The organism is Spirillospora sp. NPDC048823 (genome assembly GCF_043198445.1).
GTDB lineage: Bacteria > Actinomycetota > Actinomycetes > Streptosporangiales > Streptosporangiaceae > Spirillospora.
On record NZ_JBICUT010000003.1, the window covers coordinates 343,038 to 358,661 of the forward strand.

The 15,624-nt window shown below is 72.8% G+C and carries 12 protein-coding genes; 6 read left to right on the top strand and 6 right to left on the bottom strand.

The window, feature by feature from the left end; genetic code table 11:
* Positions 1-15: 15 nt before the first annotated feature.
* The 4 genes from ACGFK0_RS09105 to aceB form a co-directional block, all read right to left on the bottom strand.
* Positions 16-1,302, bottom strand: coding sequence for a (Fe-S)-binding protein (locus tag ACGFK0_RS09105; RefSeq protein ID WP_392902095.1), 1,287 nt, complete (start codon positions 1,300-1,302; stop codon positions 16-18).
* Entirely contained in the window at positions 1,302-2,498 is a 1,197-nt protein-coding gene (locus ACGFK0_RS09110; RefSeq protein WP_392902097.1) for an FAD-binding oxidoreductase, read from the bottom strand. Before ACGFK0_RS09110 ends, ACGFK0_RS09105 begins: the two co-directional genes overlap by 1 nt.
* Positions 2,498-3,946 carry an FAD-linked oxidase C-terminal domain-containing protein gene (locus ACGFK0_RS09115; protein ID WP_392902099.1) on the bottom strand — a complete coding sequence of 483 codons (1,449 nt, stop codon included), beginning with the start codon at positions 3,944-3,946 and terminating at the stop codon, positions 2,498-2,500. Before ACGFK0_RS09115 ends, ACGFK0_RS09110 begins: the two co-directional genes overlap by 1 nt.
* 90 nt (positions 3,947-4,036) lie before the next feature.
* On the bottom strand, positions 4,037-5,644 hold the full coding sequence (gene aceB, locus ACGFK0_RS09120) for a malate synthase A (protein ID WP_392902101.1): 1,608 nt from the start codon (positions 5,642-5,644) through the stop codon (positions 4,037-4,039).
* A gap of 212 nt (positions 5,645-5,856) precedes the next feature.
* On the opposite strand from aceB, the gene hflX reads away from it, so the two are divergent.
* The 6 genes from hflX to holA all read left to right on the top strand — a co-directional run bounded on the left by hflX (position 5,857) and on the right by holA (position 14,247).
* Positions 5,857-7,311, top strand: a complete 1,455-nt coding sequence (gene hflX, locus ACGFK0_RS09125; protein WP_392902103.1) for a GTPase HflX — start codon at positions 5,857-5,859, stop codon at positions 7,309-7,311.
* Between the two features lie 503 nt (positions 7,312-7,814).
* Entirely contained in the window at positions 7,815-9,029 is a 1,215-nt protein-coding gene (gene hutI / locus ACGFK0_RS09130) for an imidazolonepropionase (protein ID WP_392902105.1), read from the top strand.
* A gap of 33 nt (positions 9,030-9,062) precedes the next feature.
* Positions 9,063-9,908 carry a DegV family protein gene (locus tag ACGFK0_RS09135; RefSeq protein WP_392902107.1) on the top strand — a complete coding sequence of 282 codons (846 nt, stop codon included), beginning with the start codon at positions 9,063-9,065 and terminating at the stop codon, positions 9,906-9,908.
* Between the two features lie 200 nt (positions 9,909-10,108).
* A complete protein-coding gene (locus tag ACGFK0_RS09140; protein ID WP_392902109.1) occupies positions 10,109-10,813 on the top strand; it encodes a helix-hairpin-helix domain-containing protein in 705 nt (234 codons plus the stop codon).
* Positions 10,810-13,158, top strand: a complete 2,349-nt coding sequence (locus ACGFK0_RS09145) for a DNA internalization-related competence protein ComEC/Rec2 (RefSeq protein WP_392902111.1) — start codon at positions 10,810-10,812, stop codon at positions 13,156-13,158. The genes ACGFK0_RS09140 and ACGFK0_RS09145 overlap by 4 nt, the downstream gene beginning before the upstream one ends.
* A 135-nt stretch (positions 13,159-13,293) precedes the next feature.
* Positions 13,294-14,247 (top strand): DNA polymerase III subunit delta, encoded by a 954-nt coding sequence (gene holA, locus ACGFK0_RS09150; RefSeq protein ID WP_392902113.1) that lies wholly within the window; start codon positions 13,294-13,296, stop codon positions 14,245-14,247.
* Positions 14,248-14,294: 47 nt separating this feature from the next.
* On the opposite strand, the gene ACGFK0_RS09155 is transcribed toward holA, so the two are convergent.
* A complete protein-coding gene (locus ACGFK0_RS09155) occupies positions 14,295-14,714 on the bottom strand; it encodes an SRPBCC family protein (RefSeq protein WP_392902115.1) in 420 nt (139 codons plus the stop codon).
* The gene (locus ACGFK0_RS09160; protein WP_392902117.1) at positions 14,654-15,574 is read right to left on the bottom strand and encodes a LysR family transcriptional regulator; all 921 of its coding nucleotides are present in this window, start codon (positions 15,572-15,574) and stop codon (positions 14,654-14,656) included. The genes ACGFK0_RS09155 and ACGFK0_RS09160 overlap by 61 nt, the downstream gene beginning before the upstream one ends.
* Between the last annotated feature and the right edge of the window lie 50 nt (positions 15,575-15,624).

Genomic DNA, 15,624 nt, shown 5'->3' on the forward strand with positions numbered 1-15,624 from the left:
TTCCTGGTCACGGGGCTACGAATCGGCTGCGATGAGGGCGTCGCGACCCAATCCCCGTAGGGAGGCGTCCAGCACCTGCGCGGTGTGCGCGACCGCGATGCCGGCGCCGCGCCGGTGCAGCGCGGTGGCGATCTGCATGGAGCAGCCGGGGTTGGCCGCGACGAGTAGTTCGGCTTCCGTGGCGTCCACGTTCACCGCCTTTCGGTCGCCGAGTTCTCCGGCGGCCTCCGGCTGGAACAGGTTATAGGTCCCGGCGGATCCGCAGCAGATGTCGGGTTCGGCGATCTCCCGGACGGTCAGCTCCGGAATCGCGGCCAGCAACGCCCGGGGCTGGCTGCGGATGCCCTGCGCATGGGCCAGATGGCACGCGTCGTGGTAGGCGACCGTGACCGGTAGTGGCCTCCGCTTCGCGCGGGGCCCGAGTTCCACGAGGTACTCCGCGAGGTCGCGGGTCTTGGCCGACAGCGCCTCCGCCCGCCGCGCCCAGGCGGGATCGCCGGCCAGCAGCGCCCGGTACTCCTTCATCGCGGACCCGCAGCCCGCGGAGTTCACCACGATGACGTCGACGGACTCGAACGTCTCGACCGTCCGGCGGGCGAACGCGCGGGCCTCCTCCTCGCGGCCGGAGTGCAGGGACAGCGCCCCGCAGCAGCCCTGATCCCGGGGGATGACCACGTCGCAGCCTTCGAGGGCCAGGACACGGGCGGTGGCCGCGTTGACGCCGGGGAAGAACTCGCTCTGCACGCAGCCGGTCAGCATCCCGACCGTGGCGCGGTGTTCACCGCGCGCGGCGACGCGTTCCGGCAGCCTCGGCGCCCTGCCCAGAGGCGGCGCGAGCCGTTCCATGGCGGCCACCGACGGCGAGATGCGTTCCAGTACGCCGCTACGCCGGACGAGCCGTTCCAGACCCGACTTCTGGTACGCGCGCAGTGGGCCGCGCAGAGCACGGAGTCTCCGCTTGTACGGGAACAGATTGAAGACCATCTCCCGTATGGCCCGCTCCTTGAGCGAACGTGGGTGCTCGCGTTCGACGTCGGCCCGGGTCATCTCGATGAGCCGGTCGTACTGCACGCCGGACGGGCAGGACGTCACGCACGCCATGCATCCCAGGCAGGCGTCGAAATGCTGGACCATCGCGCCGCTGAGCGGCTCTCCGTCCGCGTGCTGCTGCATGAGGTGGATGCGGCCTCTGGGCGAGTCCATCTCCTCGCCCCACAGCACGTACGTCGGGCACGTCGGCAGGCAGAAACCGCAGTGCACGCAGTCGCTGAGCAGGTTCGGCAGGTCGTCTTCGGCGCTCATCAGATACCTCCAACGAAACGGCCGGGGGACAGCCGGTGATCCGGGTCGAACTGGTCCTTCACGCGCCGCATCAGCGTGAGGGCCGGGACCGGGCCCCACACGTCGACGCCGGCGCGCACCTCTTCCGGCGCGTAGCGGACGACGGCGCCGCCGCGGTGCCGGGCCAGCACGTCCCGCAGGCGGCCCAGGACGTCGGCGACGTCGTCCGGCGACGATCCGGCGGGGAGCCCCACATGGCCGTGCCCGTCGCCGCTCCACGTGACGGCGGCGTCCGGGCCGGGCACGGCGAGGACGTCGCGGAGGGCGGACGGCGAGGCGGTGATGTCGATGAGGGTGGTGCCGTCCGGGTACCGTGCCCAGCCGTCCGGTGCGGTCTCTGAGATTTCGGCGTTCTCGCCGAGGAGATCCGCGGTCTGCCGAGCGCGCGCGGCGACGCCCTCCTGGACGCCCTCTAGGGCGACCACAACCGTCCCTGGGCTGATGTACTCGACGGCGCTGGGCGCCGCAGGGGAGTGCAGAACGGTCTGGACGGCGTCGTGCGCATCCTCAGGCCCGTTCACGGCGCACGTCACATAGGCGGTCGCCGCAGGGACGGGATGCAGGCGGAACGTGGCGTCCACGATGAGGCCGAGGGTTCCGTACGAGCCGCAGAAGAGCCGCCCCAGGTCGTACCCGGCGACGTTCTTGACGACCTTGCCGCCGGAACGCGCGACCTGACCGTCCGCCCGGACGATCGTGAGCCCGATGACCAGGTTGCGGGGCGTCCCGTACAGCGAGCGGAGCGGGCCGGCCGCGCCGGTGGCGATCGTCCCGCCGACGGTGGAACCCGGCAGGGGGAGGTCGAGGGCGAGCCTCTGGCCGCGTTCCGCGAGTCGCTCGCCGAGCCGCTCCATCGGCAGGCCCGCCTCCACCTTCGCGACCAGGTCTCCCGCGGCGTGCTCTACGAGGCCGTCCAGCCGGTGGGTGTCGACGAGCAGATCGCACCGCTCCGGGGGCGTTCCCCAGTCCAGGCGGGTCTCGGCGCCGCGCGGGACGACGGCCAGTCCCTTCTCGGCGGCGACGCGCATGACGTCGGCGGCCTCGGCCAGGTTCTCCGGCGCGGCGACGAGAGCGGGCTCGACACCGAGCACGCCCTCCGCCGGCTCACCGGGCCGTACATCGCCGCAGACCTTCGCCAAGGCGTCCAGGGGCCGCATCAGAAGAGGTCCGCCTTTCCTTCGTACGGGTGGGGGCCCTTGCGCACGCCCGGCACCTCGCCGCACAGGCGCGGCGTGGGGAACACCTTGCCCGGGTTGCACAGCCCCGCGGGATCGAATCCGCAGCGGACCATCTGCATGGTGTCCAGATCGGTTTCGGTGAACATGCGCGGCATGTAGCGGGACTTGTCCACGCCGACGCCGTGCTCACCCGTGATGGAGCCGCCGTGCTCGATGCACAGGTCGAGGATCGCGCCCGACACCGCCTCGGCGCGTTCCTCCGCGCCCTCATCCGCGTCGTCGAACAGCACCAGCGGATGCAGGTTGCCGTCGCCCGCGTGGAAAACGTTCGCGACCCGCACCCCCGACTCGGCCGACAGCGCGTCGATGCTCGCCAGGACCCGCGGCAGCGCCGTCCGCGGGATGACTCCGTCCTGGACGAGGTAGGCGGGGCTGATCCGGCCGACCGCGGCGAACGCGGACTTGCGTCCCTTCCAGATCAGCGCCCTCTCCTCGTCGTCGGCGGCGATGCGGATCTCGAACGCGCCCGCGTCCCGGCACAGCCGCTCGACGTCGGCGAACTGCGCCGCGACCTCCGGCTGCGGGCCGTCCAGCTCCACGATCAGCACCGCACCGGCGCCCGGCGGATACTCGCAGCGCACCGCGGCCTCCGCCGCCTCGATCGACAGCGCGTCCATCATCTCGATCGCCGCCGGGACGACGCCAGCGCCGATGATCGCCGACACCGCGGCGCCGCCGGCCTCGATCGAGTCGAACGCCGCCAGCAGCGTCTGCACGGTCTCCGGAACCCGGGTGAGCCGCACCGTGATCTTGGTGGTGATGCCGAGCGTGCCCTCCGCCCCGACGAACACGCCCAGCAGGTCGTAGCCCGGCGCGTCCGCCGACAGCTCGACCAGCTCGCCGTCGGGCGTGACGACCTCGCAGGCCAGGACGTGGTGCGCGGTGAACCCGTACTTCAGGCAGTGCGCGCCGCCGGAGTTCTCCGCCACGTTCCCGCCGACCGAGCAGATCTGCTGGCTGGACGGGTCGGGCGCGAAGTAGTACCCGTACGGGCGGACGGCGCGCGTCACGTCCAGGTTGATCACGCCGGGCTCCACCACGGCCCGCTGCCCCGGAATGTCGATCTCCAGGATCCGGCGCATCCGGGACGTGACGATCAGGACGCCGTCCGTGCGGGGCAGCGCCCCGCCCGACAGGCCCGTCCCCGACCCGCGCGCCACGTACGGCACCCCGGCCGCCGCGCATTCCCGCACGATGGCGGCGACCTGCTCGGCGGTGCCGGGCAGCACGACGACACCGGGCGTCGCGCGGTGGTTGGTCAGCCCGTCGCATTCGTACGTGCGCAGCCGCACCGGGTCGGTGACGACCCGATCGGCCCCGACGAGCGCTTCCAGCCGCAGACCGAGCGCTGTGAGTAGTGGTTCCATCCCCTCCACCATCCTCCCGGCCGCGGACCCACCGCAATATCGGGGCCGGACGACCCGCGGCCGCCCGGCCCGTGCTCCGGCACCCGGGTTCTACGGGAACTGCTGGTAGGCGGGGGTGGTGAGGAACTCGGAGTACTCGTCGGCGAGGGTGACCTCCTTGAAGAGGGTCACGGCCTGGTCGTAGCGGGGTTCGTTGTAGGCGTCGCCCAGTTCGGCCTTGATCTTGCCGAGTTCCTCGTCCAGGAGCCGCTCGACGAGTTCCTTGGTGACCTTCGGGCCGTCCTTGAGCTCGACGCCGTTGTAGATCCACTGCCACACCTGGGAGCGGGAGATCTCGGCGGTCGCGGCGTCCTCCATCAGGTTGTGGATCGCGACCGCGCCGGCGCCGTCCAGCCAGGTGGCGAGGTAGCGCAGCGCCACGTCGATGTTGTTGCGCAGGCCGGTCTCGGTGATGTCGCCGGGGGTGGCCTTGATGTTGAGCAGGTCGGCGGCCGAGACCTCGACGTCCTCGCGGAGCCGGTCGCGCTGGTTCGGCTTGTCGCCGAGGACGCCGTCGAAGACCTCCCGGCAGATCGGGACGAGGTCGGGGTGGGCGACCCAGGAGCCGTCGAAGCCGTCGCCGGACTCGCGGGTCTTGTCGGCCCGGACCTTCTCCAGGGCGACCTTGTTGACCTCCTCGTCGCGGCGGGACGGGATGAACGCCGCCATGCCGCCGATCGCGTGTGCGCCGCGCTTGTGGCACGTCCGGACGAGCAGTTCGGTGTAGGCCCGCATGAAGGGTGCGGTCATCGTGATCGCGTTCCGCTCGGGGAGGACGAAGTCGGCGCCCCGGTCCCGGAACTTCTTGATCACCGAGAAGAGGTAGTCCCAGCGGCCGGCGTTCAGGCCGGCGGAGTGGTCGCGCAGCTCGTAGAGGATCTCCTCCATCTCGAACGCGGCCGGGATCGTCTCGATCAGCACGGTCGCGCGGATGGTGCCGCGGGGGACGTCCAGGCGGTCCTGGGCGAGGTTGAACGCGTCGTTCCAGAGCCGCGCCTCAAGGTGGCTCTCCATCTTCGGCAGGTAGAAGTAGGGGCCCTTGCCCTTGTCGAGCTGCCGGCGGGCCGAGTGGAAGAAGTACAGCCCGAAGTCGAACAGGGAGCCGGACATGGGCTCGCCGTCGACGAGGAGGTGCTTCTCCTCCATGTGCCAGCCGCGCGGCCGGACGACGATGGTCGCCAGTTCCCCGTCGGCCTTGAGGGCGTAGGACTTGCCGCTCTTGGCGTCGGTGAAGTCGATGGTGCGGTCCAGGGCGTCGCGCAGGTTGAGCTGCCCCTCGATCATGTTGTCCCACAGGGGGGTGTTGGCGTCCTCGAAGTCGGCCAGCCACACCTTGGCGCCCGAGTTGAGCGCGTTGATGGTCATCTTCCGGTCCGTCGGGCCGGTGATCTCGACGCGGCGGTCCTCCAGGCCGGGCGCGGGGTCTGCGACCCGCCAGGAGTCGTCTCCGCGGACGCCGGCGGTCTCGGGCAGGAAGTCCAGCGTGCCGCCCGCGGAGAGCTTGCGCTGGCGCTCGGCCCGCGCCTCCAGCAGCTCCTTGCGCCGGGCGCCGAACTCGCGCTGCAGGGCGGCGAGCAGGCCGAGCGCCTCGGGGGTCAGGATCTCCTCGTACCGCTCGCCGAGGGGTCCGGTGACCTCGATGCCTTCCAGTCCAGCCATCAGCCTGCCCTTTCGTATAGCGAAATTTCACTTCTGTTATGTGGAGAACGGTACTCGGCGGTGCCGAGCCCGGTCAAAGCGGGTCCGCTGCCTCCACATCTCCCCGCGCGCGCGTGCGTGAACCCACGCCGATAAGCACGTGACCACCGTGGACGGTGCGTGAGACGATCGCGGGAAGATACGGCCGCGACGCGGCGTTCTACTGAGGACATATGACTGAACCTTTCTCTTCAGACCAGACCCGGAATGCGGACGAGTTCGAGAGCCGGGAAGCCGGCGAGTTCGAGCCCATGACGGGCGAACTCGACCTTGAGGACCGGCGGGCGCTGCGGCGCGTCGCGGGCCTGTCCACTGAGCTGACCGACGTCACCGAGGTCGAGTACCGCGCCCTCCGGCTGGAGCGGGTCGTCCTCGTGGGCGTCTGGACCGAGGGAACGGCCGAGATGGCCGAGAACTCCCTGCACGAGCTGGCGCTCCTCGCCGAGACGGCCGGCTCGGAGGTCCTCGAGGGCCTCGTCCAGCGCCGCTCCCGTCCCGACCCGGCCACCTACATCGGCTCCGGCAAGGCCGCGGAGCTGCGCGACATCGTGATCTCCACCGGCGCCGACACCGTCATCTGCGACGGCGAGCTGGCCCCGAGCCAGCTGCGGCACCTGGAGGAGACCGTCCAGGTCAAGGTGATCGACCGGACCGCGCTGATCCTGGACATCTTCGCCCAGCACGCCAAGAGCCGCGAAGGCAAGGCGCAGGTCGAGCTCGCGCAGCTCAACTACCTGCTGCCGCGGCTGCGGGGCTGGGGCGGGAACCTGTCCCGGCAGGTCGGCGGCCGCGCCGCCGGCGGCATCGGCATCGGCGGACGCGGACCGGGCGAGACCAAGATCGAGCTGGACCGGCGGCGGATCCGCACCCGGATGGCCAAGCTGCGCCGGCAGATCGAGGGCATGTCCAAGGCCCGCGACACCAAGCGCGGCGAACGCCGCCGCCACGCGGTGCCCGCCGTCGCCATCGCCGGCTACACCAACGCGGGCAAGTCGTCCCTGCTCAACCGGCTCACCGGCGCCGGGGTACTGGTGGAGAACGCGCTGTTCGCCACCCTCGACCCCACCGTCCGGCGCGCCGAGACGCCCGGCGGCCGCGCCTACACCCTGGCCGACACCGTCGGGTTCGTCCGGCACCTGCCGCACCAGCTCATCGAGGCGTTCCGCTCGACGCTGGAGGAGGTCACCGACGCCGGGCTGATCCTGCACGTCGTGGACGGCTCCGACGCCGACCCCGAGGCGCAGATCGACGCCGTCCGCGAGGTGCTGCGCGAGATCGACGCCGACGAGATCCCCGAGATCATCGTCATCAACAAGGCCGACGCCGCCGACGACCTCGCGATCGCCCGCCTCCAGCGCCGGGAACCGCACAGCGTCGTCGTGTCCGCCCGCACCGGGTTCGGTATCGAGGACCTTCGCGCGGCCGTCGAGGCCGACCTGCCCGGGCTGGAGAGCGAACTGCACGCCCTGGTGCCCTACGAGCGCGGCGACCTCGTCGCGCAGGTGCACGAGCGCGGTGAAATCCTCAAGCAGGACCATCTGGCCGAGGGCACCATGCTCCACGCCAGGGTCCCGGCCGACCTCGCCGGGGAGCTTTCCCGGTACGAGGCCGTGACCCCGAGCGTCTGACGATCCCGCCGGGTCCAGCCGCCCGGCGGGGTTTCGGCTCGGTTCAGGACGGAGTTCGGACGCGTCTGGAAGCCGTCTCCGGGCCCGTCCTCATTCCCGAACGGTGACAGCTTGCCCAATCGGCTTGACGGTGCGGTTGAATTCCGTACGGTCGTAGAGCCAGGGGCGAGGTGATGGCTGTCGATGCGCTGCGATCAGAGGTTGTCGGGCGGGCCTTCAGTGCACTACCGTGACGAAACCGATATCTCCGGTCTCGTGCCAGTGGTGGTCGCCCGATCACCCGACCCACCGACGGTGAGTCGCCGGCACCCAGTCGGCGTTTCGGATCGAGAGCAGGTGGCCCACTCCATGAAAGATCCAAGCGCCGGAACGAGAACTGGTGGCCCGCCTCGGCTCCACGGCAGGGCCTCGCACCGGAGCGAGAGCGGCCGGCCCGCAGTAACGCCCCACGGCGCCCGGAACCGCGCTGACGCGCGCATGGCCCCGTCCGGGCCGGTGACGCCATGACCGTACGGCTGTTGACGAACATCGGCAGGCTCTGGACGGGCACCGACGTCTGCAGCAACGCCGCGGTGCTCATCCACGACGACCGGATCGTCTGGGCCGGGCCCGCCTCCGACCTCCCGCAGAGCGTCCCCGGCATCATCGACGACATCGTCGACGTCGACCACGTGGAGAACCTGGGCGGCGGCCTGGTCACACCGGGGCTCATCGACGCCCACTCCCACCCCGTCTACGCGGGCAACCGGTGGGCCGAGCTCGCGATGCGCACCAGCGGCTCGTCCCACTCCGCCATCACCGCCGCGGGCGGCGGCGTCAACTCCACCGTGACCGTCACCCGGGGCACCGACCCCTGGACGCTCTGCAACGGCGTCCGTGAACGGCTCCGCCAGTGGATCCTCGCCGGGACGACCACCGTCGAGGCCAAGACCGGATACCACCTCACCCGAGACGGTGAACTCGCCGACATCCGGATGCTGCGTTCGCTCGAAGGCGAACCGTCCATGCCGCGCATCCACGCCACGTTCCTGGCCGCGCACATCCTGCCGCCGGAGTTCTTCGGCCGCCGCCGCGACTACATCGAGGCCGTCCGGCTGTGGGCCGGCGACGCCGCCGTGGCCGGTGCCGACTCGATCGACGTCTACTGCGACGAGGGCCACTTCACCGCCGAAGAGGCACGCGCCCTCCTGCTCACCGGAAAGCGGGCCGGGCTGAAGGCCCGCATGCACGCCTGCGCCAACGAGCGCATCGGCGCGGCCCAGGTCGCCGCCGAGGTCGGCTGCGCCTCCGCCGACCTGCTCACCCAGGCCAACGACGACGACATCAAGGCGCTCGCGCACGCCGGCGTCACCGCCACCGTCTGCCCCGGCAGCGCCCTCAACAGCAGCCGCGCCCCCGCCCCCGTCCGGCAGATGCTCGAACGCGGCGTCACCGTCGCCCTCGGCACCGACCACAACCCCGGCCAGTGCGGCATCACGTCCATGCCCCTCGTCATCGGGCTGTCCGTGGCCATGTTCGGCCTCAGCGTCACCGAGGCCCTGCGCGCCGCGACCCTCGGCGGCGCGGCCGCCCTCCGCGTCGGCGACCGCGGCTCCCTCGCCCCCGGCATGCTCGCCGACATCGTCCTGTGGGACGCCGACCACGAGGGCGCGTTCGCTTGGGCGTTCGGCCTCCGCGCGCTGCGCATCTGGCGCGGCGGAGTCCCCGTCCAGCCCTGACGCACCGGCCCGGCGGCGGGTAGTGTCCGTGCCATGGGCAGCGCGGTCGCGGTCGTCACCGATTCAACCGCCTCCCTTCCGGCGGGGCTCGCCGAACGGCATGGGCTGACCATCGTCCCCCTGCAGATCGCCGTCGGCGGCACCACGCGGGACGAGGGCGACATCAGCACCGCCGAGGCCGCCCAGGCGCTGAAGGAATGGCACCCCATCACCACGTCCCGCCCGGCCCCCGAGCGTTTCGCCGAAACCTACCGGGCCGCCGCGGACTCCGGCGCCCGCGAGATCGTCTCCGTCCACCTCTCGGCCGCCATGTCCGGGACGGTGGACGCAGCCCGGCTCGCCGCCGCCGCCGCGCCGGTGCCGGTACGGGTCATCGACAGCGGAACCCTCGGGATGGGCCTGGGGTTCGCCGCCCTCTCCGCCGCGGCCACCGCGATGTCCGGCGGAAGCGCCGACCAGGTCGCGGACGCCGCCACCCGCCGCGCCGCGCTCACCCGGTCCCTCGTCTGCGTCGACACCCTCGAACACCTGCGCCGGGGCGGCCGCATCGGCGCCGCGGCCAACCTTCTCGGCTCCGCGCTGATGGTGAAGCCCCTCCTGGACATCCGGGACGGGCGGATCGCGCCGCTGGAGAAGGTCCGCACGTCGTCCCGCGCACTGGCCCGGCTGGAGGAACTCGCCGTCGCCGAGGCCGGAGACCGCCGCGTCGACCTGGGTGTCCAGCACCTGGCCGCCACGGCCCGCGCCGAGTCCCTAGCCGCCCGTCTCCGCGAACGCATCCCGCACGCCGTGGACGTCTACGTCGGCGAGGTAGGCCCCGTCATCGGCGCCCACGTCGGCCCCGGCATGCTGGGCGTCGTCGTGGCCCCCCACCTGTGATCGCACACGAGGGCCCCATTCGGTCCGGGTGAGCGGCGGCCGCCGGCTCGCCACCACCCGGGATCACATCGCCTCCCGATGACGATCACCGGCCGCCGCGCACGTGTCTCGGCGGCCGCCGTGATCCGCTGACCCGGAAGTTATCCACAGTCGGCGAAGCGCTCACGGCCGGATACGCGGCCCGCCTAGCGTCGGTCGGCATGAAGCCCGACCCCCAGGACCGCCTGCAGGCGCTGATGGGCCGCCTGCGACCTCCCGATACGCCGCCGGCCGCTCGCTTACGCGCCACACCCGAACGCTCGAACGTCCGAATCCTCGTCCTGGTCGGCGTGGTCGCCGCCCTGGTCGCCGCCGGCTACCTGTGGCTGTCCCGGCCGCGTCCGCATGAGCCCGCGGCCCCCGCCGCGGACGCCACACTCACCGGCCCGCGGCCCGCCATGTCCGCGAGCCCGGTGACGGCCTCACCCTCGGTGGTGGTACACGTCCTCGGCAAGGTCGAGCATCCCGGCGTGATCACCCTGCCGTCCGGTTCCCGCGTCGCCGAGGCGATCAAGGCGGCGGGCGGGGTCCGCGAAGGCGCGAAGACCGGCCCCCTCAACCTCGCCCGCAAGGTGGTGGACGGCGAGCAGATCCCGGTGGGCGTCCCGCGTCCCACACCGGCGCCCGGAGCCCCGCCCCAGCCCGGCGCGTCCGGTGCGTCCGCCGCACCCGGCGGCCCGCTGAACCTCAACACCGCCACCCCCGACCAGCTGGACGATCTCCCCGGTGTCGGGCCCGTCCTCGCCGGACGCATCGTCGACTACCGCACCCGGCAGGGCGGCTTCCGCTCGATCGAGCAGCTCCGGGACGTCAGCGGCATCGGCGCCCGCCGCTATGCCGACCTGAAGCCCCTGGTATGCGTATGACCCACGACCTGCGCCTGCTGGCTCCGGCCCTCGCCACCTGGATCACCGCCGCCGCGACCATCGGCCTCCCTCCGGCCGTCTCCTGCACCGTGGCCGCCGCCACCGCCCTGACAGCCCTTTACCTCCTGGCCCCCCGCCGCCCATCGCGCTCCCCGGGACCTCGCCCGCGCCGTGGCGCCGCGAGCGGCACCGCCGGCCGTCCACGGGGTCCCGCGACCCGGGCGGAGGCGTCGCGGCGGAGGTTGGCCGGGGTCGTCCTCGTGTGCGCCGCCGCGTCGGCGGCCGGCGTGGCGCTGCGCGCCACGGCCGTCGGCACCGGGCCGGTGCGGGACCTCGCCGGCCAGGGGCGTTCCGCGACGGCGGAGGCGGTCGTCACCGGCGACCCCCGGGCGAAACCGGGCAGCGGGCGACAGGTGATCATTCTCAGGGCCCGGGTGGAGGAGGTCCCGCGGGCCGAGGTCCGCGTCCCGGTGCTGCTGATCGCGAGTGATCCCCGCTGGCTCGGCCTGGTGCCCAGTCAGCGGGTGCGCCTTCACGGCAGGTTCGTGACGCCAAAGGGCGCCGGCCTGCTCGCCGCGGTCGTGATCGTGCGCGGTCCGCCCGCCGTGCTCGGGCCTCCGTCCACGATCCAGCGCGCAGCCGAGCACGTGCGGGCGCGGCTGCGGGCCGCGGTGGCGCGCCTCCCGCCCGACCAGCGCGGCGTCCTGCCCGCCATGGTCGTCGGCGACACCTCCCGCCTCGACCCGGCGCTCGCGGAGGACTTCCGCGCCGCCGGGCTCACCCACCTGCTGGTCGTGTCCGGCGCGAACCTCGCGATCGTCATCGGCGCCGTCCTCGGACTCTGCCGCCTGCTCGGCCTCGGACGGCGGCGCGCCCCACCCGTCGCCGTCATCGCGGTGCTCGCGTTCGTCGTGGTCGCCCGCCCGGAGCCGAGCGTCCTGCGGGCGACCGTCATGGGTCTCATCGGCCTGCTCGCGCTGGTCACCGGACGTCAGCGCCAGGGCCTGCCGGCCCTCGCGGCCGCCGTCCTCCTCCTCGTCCTGATCGATCCCGGACTCGCGCGCTCGTACGGGTTCGCGCTGTCGGTCCTGGCGACCGCCGGGCTGCTCGTCCTGGCGCCGCCGTGGCGGGAGCGGCTCGCCCGCCGGCTGCCCGGCCCCCTCGCCGACGCCGTCGCCGTCGCGGCGGCCGCCCAGGTCGCGGTCGCTCCCGTCCTGGTCATGCTCTCCGGCGAGATAGGCGTCGTCGCGGTGTTCGCGAACCTGCTGGCCGCTCCCGCCGTCGCCCCCGCCACCCTCCTGGGCGCGCTCGGCGCCGTGGTCGCGCTCCTTTCACCGCCGCTGGCCCAGGTGATCGTCTGGCCCGGCGGACTGGCCGTCGGCTGGATCGTCCGCGTCGCCCGCACCGCCGCCGCGCTGCCCTATGCCACGGTCCCGTGGACGAGCGGCGGCCGGGGCGCGATGGCGCTCCTCCTGGCCGCGGGGATCGCCGTCCTGATCCTGCGCAGCCGCCGCCTGCGCCTGCTCATGGCCGCCGCCTTGGCCGGAATCCTGATCGCCGTCGTCGCCATGCGCGTCACGGCCCCGGGCTGGCCGCCGCCCGGCTGGCAGATGGTCGCCTGCGACGTGGGCCAAGGCGACGCACTCGTGCTGTCCACCGGCCCCGGCCGGGCGGTCGTCGTCGACACCGGCCCCGACCCGGCACTGATCGACCGATGCCTGCGACGCCTGCACGTCGAGGACGTCCCGCTGCTCGTCCTGACCCACCCGCACGCCGACCACATCAACGGCACGTCCGGCGTCCGGAACGGCCGCCGCGTCCGCCAGGTCCTGACGACGTCCCGCACGTCCGGCCGTGAGGCACGCCTCGCCCCCGGCCTTCCCACCCGGCCCGCCGAGGCGGGCCGGCAGTGGCGGATCGGCGACCTGGCACTCTCGGTCCTCGCCCCGCGAGCCGCCGGCCCCGCCCTCTCACCCGGGGACGACGGCACCACGATCAACAATGCGAGCGTCGTCCTCGTCGCCAGCAGGCCCGGCTTCAGCGCCCTGCTGGCAGGCGACATCGAAGAGGAGGCACAACGTGCCCTGACAGGGACCGTCCCCCGCGTCCAGGTGCTCAAGGTTCCGCACCACGGTGCCCGCGGCCAGGACGCGGGATTCCTGGCCGCCGCCCACGCCTCCGTCTCCCTGATCTCGGTCGGCGAGGACAACGACTACGGCCACCCGTCTCCGGCGACCCTCAGACTCCTGCAACGCCTGGGCACCCAGATCCACCGCACCGACCAGACAGGAGACATAGCCATCATCCGCACCGCGACCGGTATAGCGGCCGTCCCCCGCCACTGACCGCCCACCGCGACGGGGCGTTCGCCGGTGGCATGCGCCGGCCGGCGGGAGCGGCGGTCCGATCGAGGTTCGCGGTGCCGGGCCGATCGTCCCTCGGGCGAGGCGGGCCGGGGCCGGGCATGACATGCTTCTGGGGTGTCGGTTGAGCCCATCATCCTGGTCGTCGGTGACGAAGAGCTGCTCGTGGATCGGGCGGTCGGTGAGGTCGTCGCCTCCGTGCGGGCGAGCGACCCGGAGGCCGAGGTGATCGACCTCGGACCGGGCGGGCTGGAGCCCGGGCGGATCGCCGAGCTGACGTCGCCGTCGCTGTTCGGGGGCGGGAAGGTGCTCGTGCTGCGGGCGGCGCAGGATCTCGGGAAGGACCTGACGGCCGAGGTGCTCGCCTACGCCAGGACGCCCGCGGACGAAGTGGTGCTCATCGCCGTCCACCACGGCGGGGCCAAGGGGAAGGCGCTGGTGGACGGGCTGGCCAAGCTCAAGGCGCGCAAGATCTCGTGCCCGAAGGTCACCAAGGTGGGGGAGCGGGTCGACTTCGTCCGGGCCGAGATACGCCGGGCCGGCGGGAAGATCTCGCCGGACGGGGCCCGGGGTCTGGTCGACGCGGTCGGGAACGACCTGCGTGAGCTGGCGGCGGCCTGCAGCCAGCTCGTCGCCGACACCGGAGGCAAGGTCGACGATGCCGCGGTGGCGCGGTACTACCGGGGCCGCGCCGAGGTGAGCGGGTTCACCGTGGCGGACAAGGCCGTCGAGGGGCAGCTCGCCGAGGCGCTGGAGCAGCTCAGGTGGGCCCTCGCGACGGGCGTGCCGCCCGTGCTGATCGTCAGCGCGCTCGCCCAGGGCGTCCGGGGGCTGGCGAAGGTCGGCGGCGCGCCCCGGGGTGCGCGCGGTGCGGCCCTGGCGAAGGAACTCGGCATGGCGCCGTGGAAGATCGAGCGGGTGCAGAGGCAGCTGCGCGCCTGGTCGGGGGACGGAGTCGCGCGGGCCATCGCGGCGGTCGCCGAGGCCGACGAACAGGTCAAGGGCGGCGCCGCCGACCCCGCGTACGCACTCGAGAAGACCGTCGCCGAGATCGTCGCCGCCCGCGGCTGACCGGCCGGCCGCCCGCGGCTGGCCGCCGCCCGATCGGGTGGACCGAGTCAGTGCTCTTCGGCTTTGGCCTTCAGGCCGTCGGCCTCCATGGTCACGTAGCGGCGGACCAGGCGGCCCGTGAGGAGCGAGAAGACGGGGGCCAAGGGGCCTTTCTGGTCGAGGGTCAGGCGGACGGTCACCGTGCCGTCGGGCTGGGGGACGATCTCGTGGGCGGCGACGGTGGTGACGCCGGGGGAGCGGGACTCCCAGGTGAAGGTCTTGTTCTCCTCGAACCCGGTGACCGTCCAGATGGCGGCGGGGAGTCTGGGCTGGTGGACGCGGGCCCGGCCGGAGAGTGTGAGGGGTTCGTCGAGGAGTTCGACGCGGTCGATGGAGGCCGTCATGCCGGGCCAGCGTTCGACGTCCTTCAGGAGGCTCCAGACGGTTTCGGGTGTGGCGTCGATGTCGACGGCGGTTTCGAAGTGCATGGTTCTCTCCTCAGCGCGGCGCGGACCGCGGACAGCAGGCCGGTGACGAGGGGGTCATCGGCGCGGGCGGGGAGGTGGAGGGCGTAGTAGGGGACGGCGGGCAGGTCGATGATCTCGCGTGTGACCAGCCCGGGCGGTGGAACGACACAGCCGTTCACGACCGCGAGGCCCACGCGGAGCGACACGAAGTGCAGGAGCAGCGGCCAGCCTTCGGCCTCGACCGCGAGTGACCACGGGACATCGGCGGCGCGCAGGGCGCGTTCGAGGGTGATGCGGTGGGGGCCCGTGGGCGGGGGGACGACCAGGGCGGCGCCCGCGAGGTCGGCGAGGGTGAGGTTCGCCTTGCCGGCCAGGGGGTGGTCGTCCGGCATGACCAGGACCTGCGGGTAGGTGGCGACGAGGACGGCCTCCACGTCGGTGGGCAGGACGTCCAGGACCGCGACGCCGAGGTCGGCGCGGCCGGTGCGGACGGCGGTGAGGGTGCGGGCCCGGTCGCCGTTGATCAGCCGCATCCCGGGGTCGACGACGTCGCCGAGCAGGTAGAGGTAGGCGCCCTCGCCGGCGGCGAGGGCCGGGACGCGGGCGGGTGCGGTGCCGTGGACGTCGGCGAGGAACGCGGTCACGCGGGCGTCGAGGTCGCGGGCGAAGCGGGCGACCCGCTCGCCGGCGGGGGTGAGCGTGAGGCTGCGCCCGTGTCTGGTGTAGAGGGGGTGGCCGAGGGTTTCGGTGAGTTTGCGCACCTTGACGTGGAGGGCGGGCTGGGAGATGTGGAGGTCTTCGGCGGCCCGGGTGAAGTTGAGGTGGTCGGCGAAGACGGCGAACGAGGCGAGCGCGTCCGTGGAGAGGCGGCTCAGATTCATAATCAGTGACTATAACTGGATGGGCTATTAATAGTTCTGCTTTAAGTGCT